This is a genomic window from Flavobacterium sp. 9R, assembly GCF_902506345.1.
Lineage (GTDB): Bacteria > Bacteroidota > Bacteroidia > Flavobacteriales > Flavobacteriaceae > Flavobacterium.
Genome location: NZ_LR733413.1, coordinates 651,495 through 672,855, shown reverse-complemented (window position 1 = coordinate 672,855; position 21,361 = coordinate 651,495). Strand labels below are relative to the sequence as shown.

Annotated in this window: 19 protein-coding genes; 9 read left to right on the top strand and 10 right to left on the bottom strand. The window is 35.3% G+C overall.

Features of this window, described 5'->3' with window-relative positions; translation table 11 throughout:
* Positions 1-10 precede the first annotated feature (10 nt).
* From FLAVO9AF_RS03020 to FLAVO9AF_RS03005, 4 genes are all read right to left on the bottom strand, one after another.
* A complete protein-coding gene (locus tag FLAVO9AF_RS03020; protein WP_159684073.1) occupies positions 11-1,858 on the bottom strand; it encodes a CocE/NonD family hydrolase in 1,848 nt (615 codons plus the stop codon).
* Between the two features lie 82 nt (positions 1,859-1,940).
* Positions 1,941-3,974, bottom strand: a complete 2,034-nt coding sequence (locus tag FLAVO9AF_RS03015) for a protein-disulfide reductase DsbD (RefSeq protein ID WP_159684070.1) — start codon at positions 3,972-3,974, stop codon at positions 1,941-1,943.
* Between the two features lie 9 nt (positions 3,975-3,983).
* A complete protein-coding gene (gene tilS / locus FLAVO9AF_RS03010; protein WP_159684066.1) occupies positions 3,984-5,291 on the bottom strand; it encodes a tRNA lysidine(34) synthetase TilS in 1,308 nt (435 codons plus the stop codon).
* 193 nt (positions 5,292-5,484) lie between these two features.
* A complete protein-coding gene (locus FLAVO9AF_RS03005) occupies positions 5,485-6,771 on the bottom strand; it encodes an anthranilate synthase component I family protein (protein ID WP_159684062.1) in 1,287 nt (428 codons plus the stop codon).
* 205 nt (positions 6,772-6,976) lie between these two features.
* Between FLAVO9AF_RS03005 and FLAVO9AF_RS03000 the strand changes: the two genes are divergently transcribed.
* Both FLAVO9AF_RS03000 and FLAVO9AF_RS02995 read left to right on the top strand, forming a co-directional pair.
* Positions 6,977-7,897, top strand: a complete 921-nt coding sequence (locus FLAVO9AF_RS03000) for a DUF4349 domain-containing protein (protein WP_159684059.1) — start codon at positions 6,977-6,979, stop codon at positions 7,895-7,897.
* Positions 7,898-8,101: 204 nt separating this feature from the next.
* Complete coding sequence (locus FLAVO9AF_RS02995) at positions 8,102-8,476, top strand: DoxX family membrane protein (protein WP_159684055.1); 375 nt, start codon at positions 8,102-8,104, stop codon at positions 8,474-8,476.
* 63 nt (positions 8,477-8,539) lie between these two features.
* Here FLAVO9AF_RS02995 and lpdA read toward each other — a convergent pair whose 3' ends face one another.
* Both lpdA and FLAVO9AF_RS02985 read right to left on the bottom strand, forming a co-directional pair.
* Positions 8,540-9,943, bottom strand: coding sequence for a dihydrolipoyl dehydrogenase (gene lpdA, locus FLAVO9AF_RS02990; RefSeq protein WP_159684052.1), 1,404 nt, complete (start codon positions 9,941-9,943; stop codon positions 8,540-8,542).
* A 302-nt stretch (positions 9,944-10,245) separates the two neighbouring features.
* Complete coding sequence (locus FLAVO9AF_RS02985) at positions 10,246-10,704, bottom strand: Lrp/AsnC family transcriptional regulator (protein WP_159684048.1); 459 nt, start codon at positions 10,702-10,704, stop codon at positions 10,246-10,248.
* A 312-nt stretch (positions 10,705-11,016) separates the two neighbouring features.
* Between FLAVO9AF_RS02985 and FLAVO9AF_RS02980 the strand changes: the two genes are divergently transcribed.
* Together FLAVO9AF_RS02980 and FLAVO9AF_RS02975 are read left to right on the top strand one after the other, a co-directional pair.
* Positions 11,017-12,225 carry an aminotransferase class I/II-fold pyridoxal phosphate-dependent enzyme gene (locus FLAVO9AF_RS02980; RefSeq protein ID WP_159684044.1) on the top strand — a complete coding sequence of 403 codons (1,209 nt, stop codon included), beginning with the start codon at positions 11,017-11,019 and terminating at the stop codon, positions 12,223-12,225.
* A gap of 149 nt (positions 12,226-12,374) precedes the next feature.
* The gene (locus tag FLAVO9AF_RS02975) at positions 12,375-12,935 is read left to right on the top strand and encodes a DUF6642 family protein (protein WP_159684039.1); all 561 of its coding nucleotides are present in this window, start codon (positions 12,375-12,377) and stop codon (positions 12,933-12,935) included.
* Here the strand turns inward: FLAVO9AF_RS02975 and FLAVO9AF_RS02970 are convergent.
* Together FLAVO9AF_RS02970 and FLAVO9AF_RS02965 are read right to left on the bottom strand one after the other, a co-directional pair.
* On the bottom strand, positions 12,932-13,462 hold the full coding sequence (locus FLAVO9AF_RS02970) for a DUF4442 domain-containing protein (protein WP_159684034.1): 531 nt from the start codon (positions 13,460-13,462) through the stop codon (positions 12,932-12,934). The two genes, FLAVO9AF_RS02975 and FLAVO9AF_RS02970, sit on opposite strands and share 4 nt — an antisense overlap.
* Position 13,463: 1 nt before the next feature.
* Entirely contained in the window at positions 13,464-14,414 is a 951-nt protein-coding gene (locus tag FLAVO9AF_RS02965) for a nitronate monooxygenase family protein (protein WP_159684031.1), read from the bottom strand.
* Positions 14,415-14,780: 366 nt separating this feature from the next.
* Between FLAVO9AF_RS02965 and FLAVO9AF_RS02960 the strand changes: the two genes are divergently transcribed.
* Positions 14,781-15,500, top strand: coding sequence for a DUF547 domain-containing protein (locus FLAVO9AF_RS02960; RefSeq protein ID WP_159684029.1), 720 nt, complete (start codon positions 14,781-14,783; stop codon positions 15,498-15,500).
* Between the two features lie 70 nt (positions 15,501-15,570).
* On the opposite strand, the gene FLAVO9AF_RS02955 is transcribed toward FLAVO9AF_RS02960, so the two are convergent.
* Complete coding sequence (locus FLAVO9AF_RS02955) at positions 15,571-17,154, bottom strand: amidase (RefSeq protein WP_159684026.1); 1,584 nt, start codon at positions 17,152-17,154, stop codon at positions 15,571-15,573.
* 155 nt (positions 17,155-17,309) lie between these two features.
* Between FLAVO9AF_RS02955 and FLAVO9AF_RS02950 the strand changes: the two genes are divergently transcribed.
* From FLAVO9AF_RS02950 to arsB, 4 genes are read left to right on the top strand one after another with little or no spacing between them, the layout of a single operon-like run.
* Positions 17,310-17,648: a helix-turn-helix transcriptional regulator gene (locus FLAVO9AF_RS02950; protein WP_159684023.1), complete on the top strand. Its 339-nt coding sequence runs from the start codon at positions 17,310-17,312 to the stop codon at positions 17,646-17,648.
* A 20-nt stretch (positions 17,649-17,668) separates the two neighbouring features.
* Positions 17,669-18,139, top strand: coding sequence for a DUF6428 family protein (locus FLAVO9AF_RS02945; protein ID WP_159684020.1), 471 nt, complete (start codon positions 17,669-17,671; stop codon positions 18,137-18,139).
* Between the two features lie 27 nt (positions 18,140-18,166).
* Positions 18,167-18,781, top strand: coding sequence for a low molecular weight phosphatase family protein (locus FLAVO9AF_RS02940; protein WP_159684017.1), 615 nt, complete (start codon positions 18,167-18,169; stop codon positions 18,779-18,781).
* Between the two features lie 4 nt (positions 18,782-18,785).
* Entirely contained in the window at positions 18,786-19,850 is a 1,065-nt protein-coding gene (gene arsB / locus FLAVO9AF_RS02935) for an ACR3 family arsenite efflux transporter (protein ID WP_159684014.1), read from the top strand.
* A 102-nt stretch (positions 19,851-19,952) separates the two neighbouring features.
* On the opposite strand, the gene FLAVO9AF_RS02930 is transcribed toward arsB, so the two are convergent.
* Positions 19,953-21,017 carry a porin gene (locus FLAVO9AF_RS02930; protein WP_159684011.1) on the bottom strand — a complete coding sequence of 355 codons (1,065 nt, stop codon included), beginning with the start codon at positions 21,015-21,017 and terminating at the stop codon, positions 19,953-19,955.
* Positions 21,018-21,361: the final 344 nt, after the last annotated feature.

Below are 21,361 nucleotides of genomic sequence, written 5' to 3'. Positions count from 1 at the left end.
AATTCATTCTTTATTTTAAAACGGTAAATTCAATAGCTGAGTCTGAATACACACGATGCGTTTGCTTTTTGAAATCCTCTGGCTTAGCATAAAATATGTTCGGCACAAAAGTTTGAGGATTCAAATCAATTAAAGGGAACCAAGTACTTTGCATTTGAATTTGAATTTTATGTCCTTTTTTAAAGGTGTGAAAAACATCTTGCAATTTTACATTTACTGGAGTTTTTTCGTTGGCCACAAAAGGCTGTGGATCCACAAAACTATTGCGAAAACGCCCTCTCATCACTTCACTGCGCACCATCATATGATAATTACTCATTTTTAAATACGGTTGCACTTCTTTTGTTTCAGGTTCGTCATTCGGGAAAACATCGACTACTTTAACTATCCAATCCGCATCGGTTCCTGTGGTAGCAACTTGCAATTTGGCTAAAATATCTCCAGCCAAAGTAACATCTTCCGCTAAAACATCTGTTTCAAAAACCAAAACATCAGGTCTTCTAGCCGCAAATCGTTGGTCATCGGTCATATATTTTCTTGGTGTCAAACCTTGCTGTTTGATATCTTCAGAATGTGGCACTGGCTTCTTTGGGTCACTGATAAATTCCTCAAAAGAAACTGCTCCAGCATTTTTAGTTAACTTCTGTTGCGGTTGCAAATAGAATTGTTGTTTCTCCGTGTTTTTTGGTGGCCAAGTATCGTAGGTTTTCCATTCTTTTCTTCCTGTATCAAAAACATAAGCTTCGGGTAATTTGTTTTCCCCTTTCCCATTATTTTTCAAGAAATGACGGAAAAAATTAGCCTCAATATTCTTTTGATAAAAACCAGAAATACTGTCACCAAAATTAATATTTCCTATAATTTGTTTTTCTGAATTTCTAGCCCAATCGCCGTGGCTCCAGGGTCCCATAACAATAGTGTTGTAATTTTTACTGCTTTTTTCTATGGTTGAATACGTATTCAATGGGCCATACAAATCCTCAGCATCGAACCAACCTCCAACAATCATAACAGCTGGTTTGATATTTTTTAAATGCTGCAACAAGCCTCTTTTTTGCCAAAATTCATCATAGCTTGAATGTTCTTTTAATTGTTGCCAAAATTCATTGGAAGAATCGTAATATTTGTCCAAATTCACTAAAGGTCCAGTATTTAAAAAGAACTGATAATCGTCATTGGTACCTACATTTGGGAATTTAAACCAAGCTTCTGTAGTTGGCTTTGTTTTTTGAGGACCAAAAAGTGGTGTCACCTTCCAATAGCTTAATAAATAAGCCCCATTATGATGGAAGTCATCAAAGAAGAAATCACTAATACAAGCCTGAGGCGAAACTGCTTTTAAAGCAGGATGCCCGCTCAACAAAGAATAAGAAGCATAATAACCTGGATATGAAATTCCCCAAGTCCCCACATTTCCGTTGTTATTAGCTACATTCTTCACCAACCAATCGATAGTATCGTAGGTATCTGAAGCTTCATCAACTTCGGTTTTTCCTTTTTTATTTGGAATATATCCTCTCATATTGTCATATAATCCATCACTCATATAGCGCCCTCTCACATCTTGATACACTACGATGTATCCTTCTTTCATCATCGTTTCGTTGGGGGCAATGCTTCTTTTAAATTGGTCTGGTCCGTAAGGTGCGCAATTGTATGGAGTACGCTGCATTACAATCGGATACTTTTTAGAAGTATCTTTTGGGGAATAAATAGCTGTAAATAATTCTAAGCCATCACGCATTTTGATTCGCACTTCCTGCTTGGTATAATTTTCAGCTACATAGTTGGTTTTCTTTTCTTGTCCTAATACCGAAAGGCACAAAAACAAAAAAGGAAGCATTAGTAATTTTTTCATATTAGTTGGTTTATTGATAATTCGTAAAAATAAGAAATCCCATCCGTTTTCACAGATGGGATTTCAAAAAAACTAGTTTTGTTTAAAACTTTGCTATACCAGACTTTAACCAAGCTTCGTACTCTTCTACGCCAACATAACTTATCGTAGGCTGTGATGCATTCAAACTTTTTCCTTCCAAATCTGTCAAGACATACAAAGGCTGCGTATTGGTTTTGTATCTTGTAATCATAAAATCCGTCCACTTATCCCCAATTGTTTCTATCTCTGATTCGGTAGCTTTTGAAAAAAACTGCTCATTTTTCGGTAATTCTCTTTTATCGTCTACATACAATGAAATCACAACCACTTTCTCTTTTAAAATAGACAAGACGTTAGGATTCGACCAAACATTGTTTTCCATTTTACGACAATTTACACAAGCGAAACCTGTAAAATCGAGCATAATGGGTTTATTTACTTTTTTGGCATAAGCCAAACCTTCTTCATAATCATCAAAAACAACAATCCCGTGAGGACCACTTTTAGCTCCCTCTGGTAGCAACGCTGTAGCTACAGTTTTTGAAGAACCACCAAATCCCATTGGGCTTTCGCTATATTCCATTGGAGGAGGAAAAGCATTGATAAATTTTAATGGAGCTCCCCATAATCCAGGAATTAAATAAAAGGTAAATACCAATGAAAGTAATCCCATATACAATCTACCCACAGAAATGTGTCCTACTGGACTATCGTGTGGTAGTGTGATTTTTCCAAAAAGATACAACGATAACGCTCCAAAAATAGCAATCCAAATCGCGATAAAAACTTCGCGCTCCAGCAAATGCAATTGCAATACCAAATCTGCATTGGATAAAAATTTGAAAGCCAAAGCCAACTCTAAAAATCCAAGAACTACTTTTACGGTATTCAACCAACCTCCAGATTTAGGTAAAGAATTCAACCAGCCTGGGAACATTGCGAACAACATAAAAGGTAAGGCTAAGGCTAATGAAAAACCTAACATCCCAACTACTGGTGCAATTCCGCCTTTAGAAGCGGCTTCTACCAATAAAGTTCCAACAATAGGACCAGTACAAGAAAAAGACACAATGGCTAATGCCAATGCCATAAACAAAATACCTATGATTCCACCACGGTCGGCTTGACTGTCTACTTTGTTTGCCCAAGAATTCGGCAACATAATTTCGAATGCTCCCAAAAAAGATGTGGCGAAAACAATTAATAAAACGAAGAAAATAAGGTTAAACCAAACATTGGTAGACAAGGCATTCAACGCATCGGCACCGAAAATCCAAGTAACCAATAAGCCCAAACCTACATAAATAACGATAATTGAAATTCCGTAGATAATGGCATTTCTGATTCCTGCTGCTTTGTTTTTGCTTTGCTTGGTAAAGAAACTTACGGTCATTGGAATCATTGGAAAAACACAAGGCGTTAACAATGCTGCAAAACCTGATAAAAAAGCAATAAAGAAAATCGCCCACAACCCGTGTTCTGTTGTTGCGCTTTTTGCAGAAGCTATTTGAGAAGTCTCTTTAGTAACTGAATCTTTTACAGTATCAGCGGCAACTGTTGTTGCAGAATCTATTGTCTGCGCAGTCGTATCTTTTACTAAATCATTAATCGGAGTAGTTGGAGATGCTGTTGTAGCAGTGTTTTTTAACTCAGGAATGGCAATGCTAAATTTCTTTTCGAGATTGATACAAACTTCTTTACAAGCCTGAAAATTCAACTCAACTTCTATAGTCTTAACGCCTTTATTTACGAGACTTATCTCTTGCGTAATTTGCGCTTTCTTCTCAAAAAAAGTTTCATTTACTTCAAAAATATCATTGTAAGCGGTTCTTGTTTTACTTTCTTTGGCTTTGCCTACTAAAGTGTAATTCCCTTTTTGATTTTTGAAATTAACTTCTAAAGGCAGTGGACCACCATCTGGAGTAAACTGTGAATATACGTGCCATTCGTTTTCGATGGTCGCATTGAATGTAACTATAAAATTGGTTGCTGATTTTTGTTCGATTTTGGTGGTCCATTTTACTGGGTCCAAAATTTGGGCGTTACCCAAACTACAAAAGAAAACTAAAAGTCCTAAAAAAAGGTGTTTTTTCATTACTATAACTTATATTAATTCTATTTTTAAAATTGTATTGGTGGTGTGTTCTACTTTAAATCGTTCGTCAGCTCGCATTCCTATTACCCAAACAATGGCATCATTGGAACACAAAAGCCAAGTATTTTCTTTGTCTAAAAGTGAAATTTTTTCATCTTTAAAAAACTTACTTACTTTCTTGCTTTTGCCGTTCATTCCCAAAGGATAAAAGAAGTCACCTTCTTGCCATTTTCTGAGCACCAAAGGATAGGCTAACTTAGATTCATCGACAAAGATAGTACTTGAATCTGCTTTGTAAATGTCTGTTACTTTACAAAACTGGAGTTTTAAGGGAATCTTAACTTTATCTTGATTTTTTTCGATGAAATATATCTCCTTTTCAGGCTGTCGTATTGGACTCAAAATAAAAAAATCGCGGTCTTTTAGCAATCGGTATTCTGCTGAAAAAACTTGTTTTCCTGATTGACTATCGACCAAATTGTAAATGTCATCCCAAGCCGAAAAGCCATATTCTTTAAGCCATTGGTACAAATATGAGGCATAATTTGGCAAGCGCAATAATTGTTTTAAATCAAAATAAATGGCATCCCCTTCTTCTCTAGCTACTTGCTGGTACACCAAAATAGTAGCATCTGAAACCAATTCTTGTGCTTGTTGCAAATACTCCTGAGTCATTCCAAAAGTTTTCAAAAAATCAGGATTCAGTTCTTTGAGCATTGGAACTAAATGATGGCGAATTTGGTTGCGTAAATATTTATCCGAAGCATTGCTACTGTCTTCGCGCCACTGTAAGTTATTGGCTTTAGCATACTCTTCAATTGCTGTTCTAGAAAAAGGCAATAATGGTCGAATTACCGCTTCGTTTTGCGCAGGTATACCCGACAATCCGTCTAAACCTGTGCCTCTTGAGAGGTTAATCAAAAAAGTTTCCAGATTATCATCGGCGTGATGGGCTGTTAAAACAAAGTCGAATTGATGGAGCTCTAGTTGTTCGTAGAACCAATCGTATCGCAGTTCTCTTGCAGCAACTTGTGTCGAAAGTTTATAATCATATGCAAATGCCTGAGTATCGAATTGAGTGTAATAAAAGGGTATTTGATGTTGAAGAGCATACTCTTGAACAAAATTTTGGTCTTCAAAACTTTCAATACCACGAAGTTGAAAATTACAATGAGCGATGGCAATGGTGTAAGGCAATTGCTGCAATAAATGCAAAAGTACCATACTGTCTACACCACCGCTTACGGCCAACAATAATTTTTTGTTTTCGAGAAACGGAAATTGCGTTTGTAGATGTTGGTAAAAGAGGTTTTGCATACTCAAATTTACTTATTTTTAATTAGATGCTTTTTTTGTCTCCAAAAATAGACAATTGTTACTCTTTAGCCCAGATAGTAGCGGTATCCTCTTGTATGGCGGAGGCCAATACAAGAGATATAGCGGATAGCTGGAAATCCTCCTGGCAAAAAATCCTATTGTTAGCGCTCCTAAAAATAGCTCAGAACAAATTTTATTCTAATACGCTCTTCATTGCTTTGGCTTTGAGCAAACATTCTTCGTATTCTTGCTCTGGCACCGATAAGGCTGTGATGGCACTTCCGACCGAAAAAGAAAGATATTGCTTCTTTTGATTGTACAAAATACTGCGAATTACGACATTGAAATCGAAATCGCCTTCGGGTGTGAAATAACCTACTGCCCCGCTGTACAAGCCTCTTTTGGTCGCTTCTAATTCTTCGATGATTTTCATAGCCGAAATTTTAGGAGCTCCCGTCATACTTCCCATTGGAAAAGTGAGGCGTAATACATCAATTACAGCATATTTTTCGTCCATTTTTGAGGTGATGGTTGAAATCATTTGATGGACTTGCATAAAAGAATAAATGCCGCAAAGTTCTTCTACTTGCACCGAACCTTTTTGTGCGGTTCGCGATAAATCATTGCGAACCAAATCGGTAATCATAATATTTTCAGCACGTTCTTTTGGATTGGCAGCTAAATCTTCTTTTGCTTTTTCGTCGGCCACAGGGTCTTCATAGCGTTTTGCGGTTCCTTTTATGGGTTGCGAAATCAAATCTTCTCCTTCTTTTCTCAAATAGCGTTCTGGCGTGGCAGACAACAAGTACTGCTGGTTGTTTTTTAAATAAACCGCAAAGGGTGGTTGCGAAATAGCATTTAACTTTTGAAACTTTTCGAGCGGTTGAATGGTTGCATTTTCTGCATAAAATTCCATACAAAAATTGGCTTCATAAATATCGCCTTTATGAATGTATTCCTGCATTTTTTGTACTTGCTCGATGTATTTTTTTTGGTCTATTCTAGCGTGAACCATAACAGACTCGGAAGCACTACTTTGTTGAGGAACAATAGTCGTGATATCTTGATAATCTTCTTGCAACTCGTCATCACATAAATGCAAATAGCGAGTCTCGAGCTGATTGCCTTTTAGCAAAAAAATCTTTTTGGGCTGAAAAAAGAATAAATCTGGAAAATCCAATCCATCAAAATTATTGGATTGCAAGCGTTCGCTATCGTTTTTTAAATCATAAGACAAATAGCCAAACAGCCAGTCCTTGGTCGTTTGTTGGTACTGTTTTAAATCCTCAAAAGCATTATCATAATCGGTTTGCAGCAGCGTGAAAGCGTCTACAGCCAACAAACAATCATAACTGGAATACGCTTGTGGGTAATTATTGCTATCCAAAAAAGCAACTTCACGAAACTGCTGTGCCCAATGCAACAGTTGTTCCTTAAAAAGTGAAGGATTGTCTATAGTATAAAATTCAGAGACTCTCAATAATAATTATTTTAAGCTCCAAAATTACGACAAAAAATTCCCTTCTGCCTTCTTCCTCAAAAAAATTGGCACACTTTTTAATAGGTAAAAAAAAGTACTACTTCACTAAATAAAATTAGGTATTGATTAAAAAACTACGCTTACTCCATTTTGGAACTTTTATTTGAATTTTAACCCTTTTTTAATCTATTAAACTAATTTATTTATGAAAACAATTGCAAAAGCAAGTACCCTAGCCGTAATCATCGTAGTAGTACTATTTTCGTGCAAAAAAGCCGATGTTGCGGCAGAAGAAACCGCTGATTATGCCACAGCTGTGGCCGATAGCGCAACCGTTAGCAACACCCAAGAAAAAACCACCGAAACTCCAAAAACAGTAGAAAAAAGGAAGCTCATTCGAACAGCAGATATCAAATTCAAAGTAAAAAGTGTCGTGCAATCGACCAACTTGATTGAGAATACCAGCAGAAAATGGGGTGGTTTGGTTACCTACTCCAACCTTCAAAGTACCATAAATGACCAAATAAGTACTAAAGTTAGTCAGGATAGCACGCTAGAAACCACTAAATATAAAGTTGAAAACACCATCACGCTTCGTGTACCTCAACAAAAGATGGATACCGTAGTAAAAGAAATTGCCAAAGAAATTGATTATTTAGACTACCGATTAATCAAAGCAGATGATGTAGCGCTACGATTATTATCCAATGAGTTGCTACAAAAGAGAAGCGCTACCAATGAAAAAAGAATGGCCAATGCTATTGATACAAAAGGTAAAAAAATCAATGATATTATGAATGCCGAAACGCAACTTGAAAATCAAAAAGCTGCAAGTGATACTAGTCTTATAGATAATTTATCGCTACAAGACCAAATCAATTACAGTACCATTACCCTTCAGTTGTACCAAAGAGAAGTTGTAAAACAGGAATTGGTCGCCAATGAAAAACAAGGGTATTATTTTGAGCCAGCTATTGGAATTCAAATCTTGGATGCGTTGCAATCTGGTTGGTTTCATTTGCTATCGTTGGTAGTTTTCCTTTTGAAATTATGGTGGTTAGCGCTCATTGGTTTAGTAATTTACTTGATATTCAAAAAAGTGTCTTTCATAAAAAATATAAAATAAGGCTTCAAAACACATTTAATCCTCTCCTATAAAAAATCAAAATCCGAAAAACGAGTCCTTCAATTCATTATTTATCAATAAATTACCTAAATTTGATAAACGATTAAACATTTCCTAAAAAAGATAGTTTAAGAAGCATTACCTAACCACGAAATGATTAATTGTTGATTTCAAAAAAAGTAACCCCTAAAATTTATTGTAAATATGAAAATAGCCACTACTATTATTCGGATTTTGATTGGACTGCTATTATTGTTCGCCTCCATCAGTTATTTTTTTCACTTAATGCCAGAGCCTGAAACAACAGGAAATTTTAAAGCGTTCAATGTAGGATTGGTAGCTGCAACCTATCTTATGCCTCTAGCCAAGGGAATAGAACTCCTTTGCGGATTAGCTTTTGTAAGCAATCGTTTTGTGACGTTAGCTAATATTTTGATTCTTCCTATCACGATAAACATATTGTTCATCAATATCTTTTTAGCTCCCGAGGGCATCCCGGTTGCTGGCGCTTTATTCTTGGGAAATTTATTTTTGATTTATCGCTATTGGGACAATTACAAAAGTGTCTTTACTCCTTGATTTAAACAACAAAACCCGTCTCATAATCACGAGACGGGTTTCTTATTTTTGAAAGTTACGCTTTTATACGTGTAACGCTCTATTATCTGTAGCAGCCAATGCCGCTTCTTTAATCGCTTCCGCAAAAGTAGGATGCGCGTGTGACATTCTAGAAATATCTTCGGCTGAAGCTTTAAATTCCATAGCAGTCACTGCTTCTGCAATCAAATCAGCTGTTCTAGCTCCAATCATATGCACACCAAGAACTTCATCCGTTTTCGCATCAGCAAGGATTTTTACGAAACCGTCTAAATCTGCACTAGCACGTGCACGACCCAAGGCTTTGAAAGGGAAATTACCCACTTTGTAGGCTACTCCAGCTGCTTTTAATTGCTCTTCTGTTTGTCCAACTGCAGCAACTTCTGGCCAAGTATACACAACACCAGGAATTAGATTATAATCGATATGTGGTTTTTGACCTGCTAAAATTTCAGCTACCATTGTACCTTCTTCCTCAGCTTTGTGAGCCAACATCGCGCCACGCACCACATCACCAATAGCGTAGATGTTTGGAGTAGATGTTTGCAAGTGGTCATTCACTTCGATTTGACCTCTATCTGAGATTTTTACACCTGCTTTATCTGCATTCAATCCATCAGTATAAGGACGACGACCTACAGAAACTAAAGAGTAATCTCCTTCTAAAGTAATGATTTCACCTTTAGCATTTTCAGCTTTCACAGTTACTACATCACCAGCTCTTTCTACTGACTGTACTTTGTGAGAAGTGTAAAACTTCATTCCTTGTTTTTTAAGGACTTTGGTCAATTCTTTAGACAAAGAAGCATCCATCCCTGGAATGATTCTGTCCATAAATTCCACAACAGATACTTGCGCACCTAAACGCAAATACACTTGACCTAATTCAATACCGATAACTCCACCTCCAATAATTACAAGATGTTTAGGCACTTCTTTTAATTTTAAAGCTTCGGTTGAAGTAATAATTCTTTCTTTATCGATTGAGATAAAAGGTAAAGAAGAAGGTTTTGAACCTGTTGCGATAATGATATTTTTAGCTTCAATAGTTTCAGAAGTCCCGTCAGCTTTGGCAACCGCAACGTGAGTCGCGTCTACAAAAGAACCCAAACCGTTAAAAACCGTGATTTTATTTTTATCCATCAAAAACTGAACACCTCCAGAAGTTTGATCGACAACTGCTTGTTTGCGAGCAATCATTTTCTCTAAATTCACTTTAACCTCACCAGAAAGTTCAATTCCGTGATCGGCAAAATGTTTAATTTCATCATAATGATGGGAAGAAGCTAAAAGCGCTTTAGATGGAATACATCCTACATTTAAACAGGTTCCTCCAAGCGTGGAGTATTTCTCGATAATTGCGGTTTTGAAACCTAATTGTGCGCAACGAATTGCTGACACATATCCTCCAGGACCAGAACCTATAATGACTACGTCAAATGAACTCATAGTGTGTTGATTTATTTTTTTGAGTGACAAAATTAAGGAATAAAGTTTTGTTTAAACGCTAATTTTTAAGGTTTTTTGTGTGAATTTCTTGAGAATAAAAAATAAAATAAACCACTACGACTTAAAGTACTTAGTTTTGGTTGACAGACTTAAGTCTGCAAGTTTGAAAACATAAAAAAACCACAAATTCGCAAATTACAAACTTAAAAGCATAAAATAATTTGCGGATTTACGGTAAACATTTTTAGAACCTGAAAGGAAAAAACTATAAATTACATAGTTTGAACTGAAATTTGAGAGCATCAAAAACCAATAACCGTAGTGTTTTTTACTTCACTAATCATAAAGGTGCTTTGTGTACTACCAATGTGTTGAAGCGTGGTGAGTTTGGTTACCAAAAACTCGCGATAAGCTTCCATATCTTTTACTAAAACTTTGAGGATGTAATCATAATCACCACTCACGTGATGGCATTCTAGAACCTCTTGCAATTGTACCACTTCGTTTTCGAATCGGGTGAGGAATTCCTTGGTGTGTTGTACTAATTTTAAATGACAAAAAACAACAAATCCTTTTTCTACTTTGGATTTATCTACTAAAGCAACATACTTACTAATGATACCCTCTCGCTCTAACTTCTTGATGCGCTCATAGACTGCGGTTACCGAAAGATTAAGTTTTAAAGACAATTCTTTGGTTGTTTTCTTACTATCGGTTTGGAGTAAAATCAAGAGTTTTTTATCAATAGCATCTATGGTCATAGCGAGGTTTTGGTGTTGGGTGTTGGGTGTTGGGTTATGGGTGTTGTGAAAAAAAATCTATTTACACAGTATTTGAAGGACAAAAATAGAAATATAATCTTCACATAGACTATAATATAGATTAAAAAACCATAATTATCACTCACTATTGATTAATAATCTACCTATTCTTTATTTTGGTGTGGTTCTCAACAAAAAAGCCTAGCCCCGATAGTAGCGGCATCCTTTGCCTTTTTCCTTTAAAAAGGCAAAGATATAGCGGATAGCGGGATGAGCTCCTAATAAACATAATAACTAAACAAAATATAGACTATGAAAAATAACGATTTTAATCCAGCCGATAATATTCAGGATTTACAGTACTTTGGGGAATTTGGAGGCGTAAACCCTTCGATATCGGACTCGTCTACCTACACTTTTTTATCTGCCAAAACGATGTTTGACACCTTTGAGGGCAATATGGAAGGCTGTTATTTGTATTCGCGTCACTCCTCGCCTAGTAACTTGTATTTAGACCAAGCGCTAGCAGCGATGGAAGGTACGGAAGCGGCCAATGTTTCGGCTTCGGGAATGGGAGCTATTACGCCGACACTTTTGCAATTATGCGGTGCGGGCGACCATATTGTATCGAGCCGCACGATTTATGGCGGAACCTATGCTTTTCTTAAAAACTTTACACCGCGTTTAGGCATTGAAACAACCTTTGTGGACATCACAAAACTTGAGGTAGTGGAAGCGGCGATTACGCCAAAAACCAAAGTGTTGTATTGCGAAACGGTAAGTAACCCGTTGCTAGAAGTAGCCGATATTGCTGGATTGTCTGCAATCGCCAAAAAACACAACTTGACTTTGGTGGTCGACAATACTTTTTCGCCACTTTCAGTTTCTCCTGCCCGTTTGGGAGCAGATATTGTAATTCATAGTTTGACCAAATACATCAATGGAAGTAGCGATACAGTTGGCGGTGTAACTTGTGCCAGTCGCGAATTTATCAATAGTTTGAAGAATGTAAACACAGGCGCAAGTATGCTTCTAGGACCTACAATGGACAGTCTTCGCTCGGCTAGTGTGATGAAAAACCTTCGTACACTTCATATTAGAATGAAGCAACACAGCTACAATGCTCAGTATTTGGCAGAACGATTTGAAAAAGACGGTTTGAAAACGGTTTATCCTGGTTTAGCCAGTCACCCAAGTCATCAACTGTACAAAAATATGATTAATCCAGAATATGGTTTTGGTGGAATGATGACCATTGATGTTGGAAATTTAGCGACTGCTAATGCTTTGATGGAGTTGATGCAAGAGCGCAATCTGGGCTATTTGGCTGTGAGTTTGGGCTTTTATAAAACCTTGTTTAGCGCACCAGGTACGTCGACATCTAGCGAAATTCCATTAGAGGAACAAGTAGAAATGGGACTTACCGATGGTTTGATTCGTTTTTCAATTGGACTAGACAACGATATCGAAAGAACTTACCAAAGTATGAAACAATGTATGCGAGAATTGAATGTTTTATAATACTCTCGATAACTTTTATACATCCGTTACTTCACTGTAACGGATTTTTTTTTGATAAAAAACTCTCTTTTGAAAGAAGAATGATTTCCACAAAAAATCAGAATCTCAAAAAGAAAGAATATTTTTGTAGCCTATTTAGACGATACGTTATGCACCAAGAAAAGTTTATTTTCTGCCTCGAAGGAGTTCCTGATGCAGCAATTGAGCAACAAACAGCGGTAATCAAAAACCTTGAAAGAATGGCTTTCGAACAAGGTTTAACGAGTATTTACAAAACTTGTGACACGATTGAAGGTCTTGAAGAGAGCTTGAGTACTTTGCTTTATGACGATAACAATTTTCAAGCCTATGAAATCATTTATTTGGTGATGCCTGGAGAAGCCAATACCATTTGCTTGAACGATTACTTTTATAGTTTGGAAGAAATTGCAGAACTATTTGAAGGCAAAATGAAAGGTAAAATCATTCACTTTGCCAATGCAAAAGTATTGGACTTAGACGAAGAAGAAGCCCAATACTTTTTGGATATTACGGGAGCCAGAGCTGTTTCGGGTTATGGATTAGCCTCAACCCAAATAAGCAGTCATTTGCTCGACAAAACTTTCTTTGATTTGTGTCAAAAGGAAGACGACATTACGGACGTAGTAGAAAGATTGTTCGAAAAACAATACGCTTTGTGTCAACTTTTGGATTTTAGGCTGTACTATTAAGAAGGCTCTTTTGAGGCTTTCTTTTTTTGAAGTTTTTGCTTGTAATGCGCTTTACTACTAATGTATATGGTTTTTTCTAATTCTGTAAACACTTCTTGATTAGCATTCGTAATCAACAATTGTTTAACGTAGTTCACCTCATTTTCTTCAGCAACTCTTTGTTGAATTTCGGCAATCTCATCACTGGTGAAATGAAAATCAGCATAAGCCACACTAAAAGCAGGTTTTCGGAATCGAATAACTGAGGCTTTGTCCCAAACCACATAGTCTTTTCCTAAAATCTGCATAAGTTGAATCATATATATTGGGTCGGTTGCAGCGAACAAGCTTCCTCCAAAAATGGAACCTACATAATTTTTGTTTTTATAACTCAAAGGAATCTTGATGCGAACGGTATGCAAATCTTTTGAAACATAAATAATTTTTCCGCAACTTCTTCGATACATTGGTGACCAATTGAATAAAACCTTGAACAAGGTTGCCTTTTCTGCAAACCGATTAAGAACTAAATAAATCTTTTCGTACATACTAACCAACCAATTTTTGAACAATTTGTTGCACTGGTAAAATAGCGGTAGTATCTTCTATACTAGGCCCAGCAACCCACACGGTTTTGTAGGTAACCTGAGTCGCTGCTTTTTCGGTGGCTTTCATTCCAATATAGAAACGAATCATTTTGACCCATTTTTTTAAGCTCTTATTTTTATTCAAAAGTGTTTCAATCCAAGTTTGCTTTGTACCTACTTTTTGCACATAAGGGGTATTGATTACCGTACAAGGAGTTCCCGAAATACGCTCCGTCATAATGATATCTTTGGCACCATAATCTACACAAGCTTGTTTGTATTCTTGAGAAACTCCTGCTTCGTTTGAAGCAATAAAAGGGCTACCAACAGAGACACCAACGGCTCCATAACTTAACATTTTATCTAAATCGGCCTTACTTCCTACTCCTCCAGCAGAAATTACAGGTAAGTTTGTTTGCTCATTCAATAACTTAATTAATGCTTCTGGGTCTATATTTCCTCGGTGTCCGCCCGCCTGATTGTTAACAGCAATAATGGCATCGGCTCCTAGACTTTCAACTTTTTTTGCAAAAGCTAAATCCGTAACGTCACAAAAAACCTTGATACCAACTTTGTGAGCTTCAGCAATTGTTTCCTCAGGGGAACCCAAGGAAGTTATGATAAAATCTACACCTTCTTCGCACAATACGCGCAGTTGTTCTTTGTACTTTACATTAGACTTATTTACAATTAAATTGTATCCAAAACTACCACCCGAAACTTTGGCTTGCTTTAACTCAATGATAGAAGTACGTAACTCTTCGAGCGTACGATAATTCAATGCTGGGATGCAAGCTGCAATTCCACTCTTCATTCCTTCGATTACCATTTTAGTATTAGATACCAAAAACATAGGAGCCATAATCACCGGATGAGTGATTTGCAGAAGGGATTGTAAAGATTGTTTTTCCATACTATAGATTTTATTGGATTCAAAAATAGAAAAAGAAAACGATATATTATGCATGCATACAAAATAAATAAAATCGTTTTCGTTAATATTATTCTAATAAAGAAAAAGTAAAAAAAATCAATTCATTATTTGATGCCAAAACAAGACAAAACTATCATAATTATATGTGATTTTTAGAATTTCAAAAACAATACTTCAACAAAAAAATAAAATTAAAAACAGATATTCAGTAGCACAGAAATACTTTTCGTTTGTACTATGAATTTTAAATCAAATTAATATTAATTTGTTAAAAAAAATTAGTTTATTTGCTCACTTATTCGTAAATGAATATTCAAACTAAAACCAAGAAAAATCCAAATTTATATGAAGAAAATTTTACTACTTGTCTCATTTTTAATCATTACCTCTTATTCTCAAGCACAAACTTTAAATGATTTCTTCGAACAAACTAATGAATTTTTGAAGAAGAATGTTTCGCCAGAAGGAAAAGTAAATTACGCTCAATTAAAGAAAAGTCCAGGAGAATTAATTTACATTTTGGACAACATTTCAAAGTTAAAAACAGAATTTAAAACCAAAGAAGAAGCCAAAGCATTCTGGATCAACGCTTACAACTTATCAGTAATTAAAGCTGTGGTTGAAAAACTTCCTATTGTTTCTGTAAATACCATTCCTGGTTTTTTTAACGAAAGAACGTTTATTGTAGCCAAACAAGAATTGACTCTTGATGATATTGAAAATACGATCTTGAGAGAAATTATTGCTGATGCAGGAGTTCATTTTGTGTTATGTAAAGGTACAAATGGAGACGCTCCACTTTTGAACGCTGCTTATACTCCAGAGCAAGTGAACGACCAAATAAAACAACGTGCTAAGCTGTACATAAACGACAAAGATTTTTACAGAATTTTCAAAAACACCAATTCTATTGAATTACCAAAAATGTTCGAAACCTATAAAGGTGATTTTGTAACAGGTTATTTTAATGAAATTGACTTTATCAATATCTTTTTAGAGAAAAAAATAGAAACCACTTACAAAGTAATGACTCGTGCTTATGACTGGTCATTGAATGGAAAATAATTTCTAATTCAGCATAATAAAAAGGGCAGTTCAACAATGAACTGCCCTTTTTATTTAAAAAAAATCTTAATTAGTTTCCTATTAAACTCGGAGCATGTCTATGTTTTGTGTTTTGTTCATAAGCATAAGCTAAATTCAATAAAGCAGCTTCACTCCATGCTTTCCCTACAAATGAGATTCCAACTGGCAAACCCTCCACATACCCCATAGGTACCGTAATACTTGGATAACCCGAATGTGCCGCTGGGCCAGAAGTACCAAAAGTAAATTGATCTCCTTTTTTCAAATCCGTTACCCAAGCTGGAGTCCCCGTAGGAGCAATAATCGCGTCTATTTTAAAATCATTCATCACTTTATCAATTCCTTTTTCTTGACTATTGCTTCGCAATGCTGCCAAGGCTTTTTTGTATTCTTCAGTATTTAAATCCGTTTTGCCTTGTGCAATTTCAAGATACAATTGATTAAAATATTTTAACTCAACTGGATCTTTTTTATTAAACTCGATTAACTCATCAACACTTTTTATAGCTGCATTTGGTCCTAATGATTTAAAATAATCATTCAAACCTTGTTTGTATTCATACAACATCACAGTAAAAGACTGCATATTAACCTCTGGAGGCGTAATTTCAGGAATTTCAACCAAAGTAGCACCTTGAGCTTTCATATCTTCAATGGCCTTTTGGTACAGCGCATCAACTTCTTTATTTTTACCGTTAACTCCAACATAGACACCAATACGTTTACCTTTCAAACTATTACTATCTAATGCACTAGCGTAATCTTTAGCAGCCATAGTTGCACTTGCAGCAGTTTTACTATCTCTACTATCAACACCTGTGAGCCAACCCAAAACAATCGCAGCGTCTTTAACTGTTCTCGTCATAGGTCCAGCCGTATCTTGAGTAAAAGAAATAGGAATAATACCTCCCCTACTAATCAAACCTACTGTAGGTTTAAGTCCAACAATTCCATTGGCATGTGCAGGACAAACAATCGAACCGTTGGTTTCTGTACCAATGGCAAATAAAGCCAAATTAGCTGCTACAGCCACCGCCGAACCCGAACTAGAGCCACAAGGATTTCGAGTAACATCATAAGCATTTTTGGTTTGACCGCCTAAACCACTCCATCCACTAGTAGATGGCGCTCCACGAAAATTGGCCCATTCACTTAAATTCGTTTTACCAATTATTACTGCACCAGCTTCTCTTAATTTTTGCGCCACAAAACTATCTTCTAAAGGAAAAGAATTAGCCAAAGCTCTAGAACCAGCTGTAGTTGGCATTTTATCTTTGGTATCAATATTATCTTTTAGCAAAACTGGAACACCATGCAAAGGTCCTCTCCACTTTCCAGCCTTTAGCTCTTTATCCAATGCTTTAGCAATCGCAATCGCATCAGGATTAATGGTTAAAACTGAATTCAATTGAGAACCGTTTTTATCTACAGCCTGAATTCGGTCTAAATAAGCTTGAGTAATTTCTTCAATCGAGTATGTTTTTTTTCTATAACCTTCTTGCAAAGTAGTAATATCTATTGCATCGTTTAAAACCACTGCTACTTTCTTTTGAGCATACACACCTTGATTCCATTGAACACAAACAGCTATTAAAAGCAAAACAAATTTTAAAGTATAGACAGTTTTTTTCATATTTTTAGTTTTAATTTTCAATAAAAATAGAAAAAAAAGCAATACCTCTGTCTAATTATTAAATTCATCTGAGACAAAAACACCTTAAAAATTTTTATTTTAAATATGACTAAATTGATTTTATTATCGTAATATTGCGATATTAAAATATAACAATGGGCGCATCAAAAACAGAACATTTTACAGAGCATCAAAATCAAATTGCTCTTTTAGCCAAAGCTATGGGGCATCCAGCTCGAATTGCCATTTTAGAATTCCTATTAGAAGCTAAGTCTTGCATTTGTGGAGACATCGTCAATGAACTTCCACTAGCACAGCCTACAGTTTCCCAGCATTTAAAAGAACTAAAAAACGCAGGACTCATAAAAGGAAACATCGAAGGCAATGCAATTTGCTACTGCATCAATGAAGAAGGATTTGAAAAAATCAAGACTTTTTTTGAAACCTTAACCTGTAAATCAACCACTAGTCCTTCCAACGAATCTTGTTGTTAATCATTAAAAAAAAAATAATTATGAAACTTTCAGAAGTAAAAACGGTTTTAGAAAAACTAGAGGATGTTAACTTTAGTTTACCCAACGGACAAATGGTACCCATTCATTTTCATGTAACCGAAGTTGGCATTATTACTAAAAAATTTATTGATTGCGGCGGAACTGTCCGTGAGGAAAAGGTAGCAAATTTTCAATTATGGAATGCTAATGATACCAATCACCGACTAAAACCAAGCAAACTACTAAACATCATCCATCTCTCCGAAAAAGTACTTGGTATCGAAGATTTAGAAATCGAAGTAGAATACCAAAACGAAACTATCGGGAAGTATGACCTAGGATTCAATGGTAAGCATTTTTTATTACTAAGCAAACAAACCAATTGTTTAGCACAAGATAATTGTGGTATTCCAGCCGAAAAACAACATATTTCTCTACAAGAACTTACTACTTCAAAAAACTCTTGCATTCCTGGAGGAAGTTGTTGCTAATACATATCACATTTTAAATTCTATTGTATGTTTCCAAAAATTAAATCAACTATAGAACAACTCAGCTTTGATACCATTTCCGAGGAAAGAAAACAGGTCTTAGCGCCGCTTGTTCAATTTATCCAATCTAAAACAAACAGTGGATTAGCCATTCGCCTCAACTTCATTTGTACCCATAATTCTAGAAGAAGTCATTTGTCTCAAGTTTGGGCTCAAACGGCAGCTTCATTTTACAATATCGAAAATGTATTTTGTTATTCTGGCGGAACAGAAGCTACTGCCTTATTCCCAAAAGTAGCCGAAACACTAGTAAACAAAGGATTTGAAATAAAAAACATCAGTGAAGGAGACAATCCTATTTACGCTATAAAATACAACACTAATGATCACCCCATAATCGGATTTTCAAAAAGGTACGAGGATGACTTTAATCCTCAAAGCGAATTTGCCGCAATTTTAACCTGTTCACAAGCTGATGGCGGATGTCCATTTATTGCTGGAGCCGAAAAAAGAATTCCAATCACTTTTGAAGACCCAAAAGCTTTTGACCTCACCCCTTTACAAGCAGAAAAATATCAGGAAAGAAGCATGCAAATTGCTACCGAATTCTTGTATGTTTTTAGTCAAATCAAATCCTTATAATTTTATGTCAGCAAATAATTGCACTCCTGTTGTTGCCCGAAAAAGACTTGGTTTTTTAGATAAAAATTTAACGCTGTGGATTTTCTTAGCTATGGCTTTGGGCGTAAGTATTGGGTATTTTATTCCTTCGAGTAGCACTTTTATCAATTCCTTTTCAAGTGGAACCACCAATATCCCATTAGCCATTGGATTAATTATTATGATGTATCCACCTCTAGCCAAAGTAAACTATAGCAAAATAAACGAGGTTTTTCAAAACACCAAAGTACTTGGAACTTCATTATTCTTAAACTGGGTTATTGGACCAATTTTGATGTTTTTCTTGGCATTAATTTTCTTAAATGGTTATCCTGAATACATGATTGGTGTTATCCTAATCGGATTAGCAAGATGCATTGCAATGGTTGTTGTTTGGAACGACTTAGCCGAAGGAAACAGAGAATATGCGGCTGGTTTAATCGCCTTAAACAGCATCTTTCAGGTCTTATTATACAGTGTCTACGCTTACCTATTTATCTCGGTACTTCCGCCTTATTTTGGTTATACAGGTTTTGAAGTAGCCATTAGTATTGGTCAAATTGCAGAAAGTGTTGGCATTTATTTAGGAATACCATTTGCATTAGGAATCATAAGTAGATATCTTTTAATTTCTATAAAAGGACAAGAGTGGTTTGACAAAAAATACATACCAATGATTTCTCCTGTTACGCTAATTGCACTATTATTTACAATTGTTGTAATGTTTAGCCTTAAAGGTGAATTGATTGTTCAGATACCACTAGATGTAATCCGAATTGCTATTCCATTAGTGATTTATTTCAGCCTTATGTTTGTTCTTAGCTTTTTTGCTGGCAGGTATTTTGGAGCAGATTATTCTAAAGCTACTGCCATTGCTTTTACTGCTACAGGAAATAATTTTGAATTAGCCATTGCTGTTAGCATCGGAGTTTTTGGTATCAATAGCGGACAAGCTTTTGCAGGTGTAATTGGACCATTAGTAGAAGTTCCGGCATTAATAGCATTAGTTAATTTAGCCTTTTGGTTTAGAAAAAAATATTTTACTAACTAAACAAAAAAATACTGCTTGATTTCAAATAGAAAATCAAGCAGTATAAAAAAAACTGTCACAACACTTTAAAAGCGTCATGACAGAAAAAAAAATAGATTATAATTAGAATGAATAGGTTGTCGCAAACAAGATATTACCTGCACTTCCTGTAGCACTTCCATTTGATTTAGTGAAAAAATCTTTAGACGAAGAATCTAATCTAATCTCAGGTATGAAAGTAAAATTTCCTTCTTTAAAGTTTAAAGACAAAGTGTTTGCAAAAATATTATTATCAACTAAACCATATTTTGCAGCATCTTTATCATCAAAATATTCAATTCTGTAAGCCAAACTAACTTTGTCAGAGAACATATAATTAGCATAACCAACTAAGGCAAACCAACTAGCATCTAAAGAACCATTACTGTCGTTTTTCAATGATGCATAAGTTCCATTGAAACCAATTCCAAACTTATCACCTAATTTCTTAGTAGCTACAATATCGTATTGAGTAGCATTAGTATCAGAAGCAGGGTTATTACTACCAGAAGTAAAGTTCAAGTAAACAGCTCCAGTCTCTCCAGTATAAGAAAGTTGCGCTATGTAAGTTTTTTGATCTGTTCCACTATCCAATGCAGTTTTAAAGTCTGTTGGATTAGTAATCCCAGCCATTAAACCAAATTTTCCTGCAGTATACTGAGCTTTAACCCCCGTATTAAAGAAAGGTCCATTGGTAAACGCATACGACATACTGTAGTTTTTGTTATCAACAGCATCTACTAATTCATAACCAACGTGAGTAGCAAAACTACCTGCAATTATTTTAAACTTATCTGAGAATTCATAAGTAAAATTCAACTGTTTGATTAAGAAAGTAACATTATCATTTGGAGATGTATCATTATATGAGAAATCAGCAGCTCTTTTACCAAATCCTAAATCAACAAATACAGAGGCTTTCCCAAACTTATGAGATGCCTCAATAGAAGCCATTCCAAGTTCGAATGAATTACTTGAATTGGTAAAGCTAGTTTTGTTATTTGAAAAGTCATTTGCAAAATCGTATTTGTAATATGCATCTGCAGAACCTGCAAAAGTAGTTGCTGGAGGTGTTTTTGTTCCTTCCTCTTGTGCTAAAATAAAATTCGACGTAAGCATTAAAGCTAAAATTAAGGTGGCTTTTTTCATGTGCATTAATTTTGGTTAAATTTCAATTATTTGGTTATTGTTTTCTTTTGTACTCAATAATGATTTTAGCTAAAATCGAAATTTAGAAAGAATCTTTTGTAAGTATTTTTTCCTTTTTCTTTGACGAATTTATTACCTTTTTTTCTAAGTAGTCCAAAAAAAAAGGATGTTTTTAACATTTTCAATGAAGAATTATCAAATCAAAAATTTCGATAAAAAATAATATCAATATGCTATTTTAAGCGCTTATTTTTAAAAAATCGATAATGGGTATTTGAATCAAAATTTAACTTTTTGTTACGCAAAACCCATAAAATAAAGGGTTTTGTTTTAAAAAAATATAT

Coding starts and splice junctions, on each gene's coding strand:
- FLAVO9AF_RS02995 (WP_159684055.1), top strand. CDS start 8,102: ATGAAAATAGCCACTACTATTATTCGGATTTTGATTGGACTGCTATTA.
- FLAVO9AF_RS02960 (WP_159684029.1), top strand. CDS start 14,781: ATGAAGAAAATTTTACTACTTGTCTCATTTTTAATCATTACCTCTTAT.
- FLAVO9AF_RS02950 (WP_159684023.1), top strand. CDS start 17,310: ATGGGCGCATCAAAAACAGAACATTTTACAGAGCATCAAAATCAAATT.
- FLAVO9AF_RS03015 (WP_159684070.1), bottom strand. CDS start 3,974: ATGAAAAAACACCTTTTTTTAGGACTTTTAGTTTTCTTTTGTAGTTTG.
- FLAVO9AF_RS02965 (WP_159684031.1), bottom strand. CDS start 14,414: ATGGAAAAACAATCTTTACAATCCCTTCTGCAAATCACTCATCCGGTG.
- FLAVO9AF_RS02930 (WP_159684011.1), bottom strand. CDS start 21,017: ATGAAAAAAGCCACCTTAATTTTAGCTTTAATGCTTACGTCGAATTTT.
- FLAVO9AF_RS02940 (WP_159684017.1), top strand. CDS start 18,167: ATGTTTCCAAAAATTAAATCAACTATAGAACAACTCAGCTTTGATACC.
- FLAVO9AF_RS03000 (WP_159684059.1), top strand. CDS start 6,977: ATGAAAACAATTGCAAAAGCAAGTACCCTAGCCGTAATCATCGTAGTA.
- FLAVO9AF_RS02985 (WP_159684048.1), bottom strand. CDS start 10,704: ATGACCATAGATGCTATTGATAAAAAACTCTTGATTTTACTCCAAACC.
- FLAVO9AF_RS02970 (WP_159684034.1), bottom strand. CDS start 13,462: ATGTACGAAAAGATTTATTTAGTTCTTAATCGGTTTGCAGAAAAGGCA.
- FLAVO9AF_RS02945 (WP_159684020.1), top strand. CDS start 17,669: ATGAAACTTTCAGAAGTAAAAACGGTTTTAGAAAAACTAGAGGATGTT.
- arsB (WP_159684014.1), top strand. CDS start 18,786: ATGTCAGCAAATAATTGCACTCCTGTTGTTGCCCGAAAAAGACTTGGT.
- FLAVO9AF_RS02980 (WP_159684044.1), top strand. CDS start 11,017: ATGAAAAATAACGATTTTAATCCAGCCGATAATATTCAGGATTTACAG.
- tilS (WP_159684066.1), bottom strand. CDS start 5,291: ATGCAAAACCTCTTTTACCAACATCTACAAACGCAATTTCCGTTTCTC.
- FLAVO9AF_RS03020 (WP_159684073.1), bottom strand. CDS start 1,858: ATGAAAAAATTACTAATGCTTCCTTTTTTGTTTTTGTGCCTTTCGGTA.
- lpdA (WP_159684052.1), bottom strand. CDS start 9,943: ATGAGTTCATTTGACGTAGTCATTATAGGTTCTGGTCCTGGAGGATAT.
- FLAVO9AF_RS02975 (WP_159684039.1), top strand. CDS start 12,375: ATGCACCAAGAAAAGTTTATTTTCTGCCTCGAAGGAGTTCCTGATGCA.
- FLAVO9AF_RS02955 (WP_159684026.1), bottom strand. CDS start 17,154: ATGAAAAAAACTGTCTATACTTTAAAATTTGTTTTGCTTTTAATAGCT.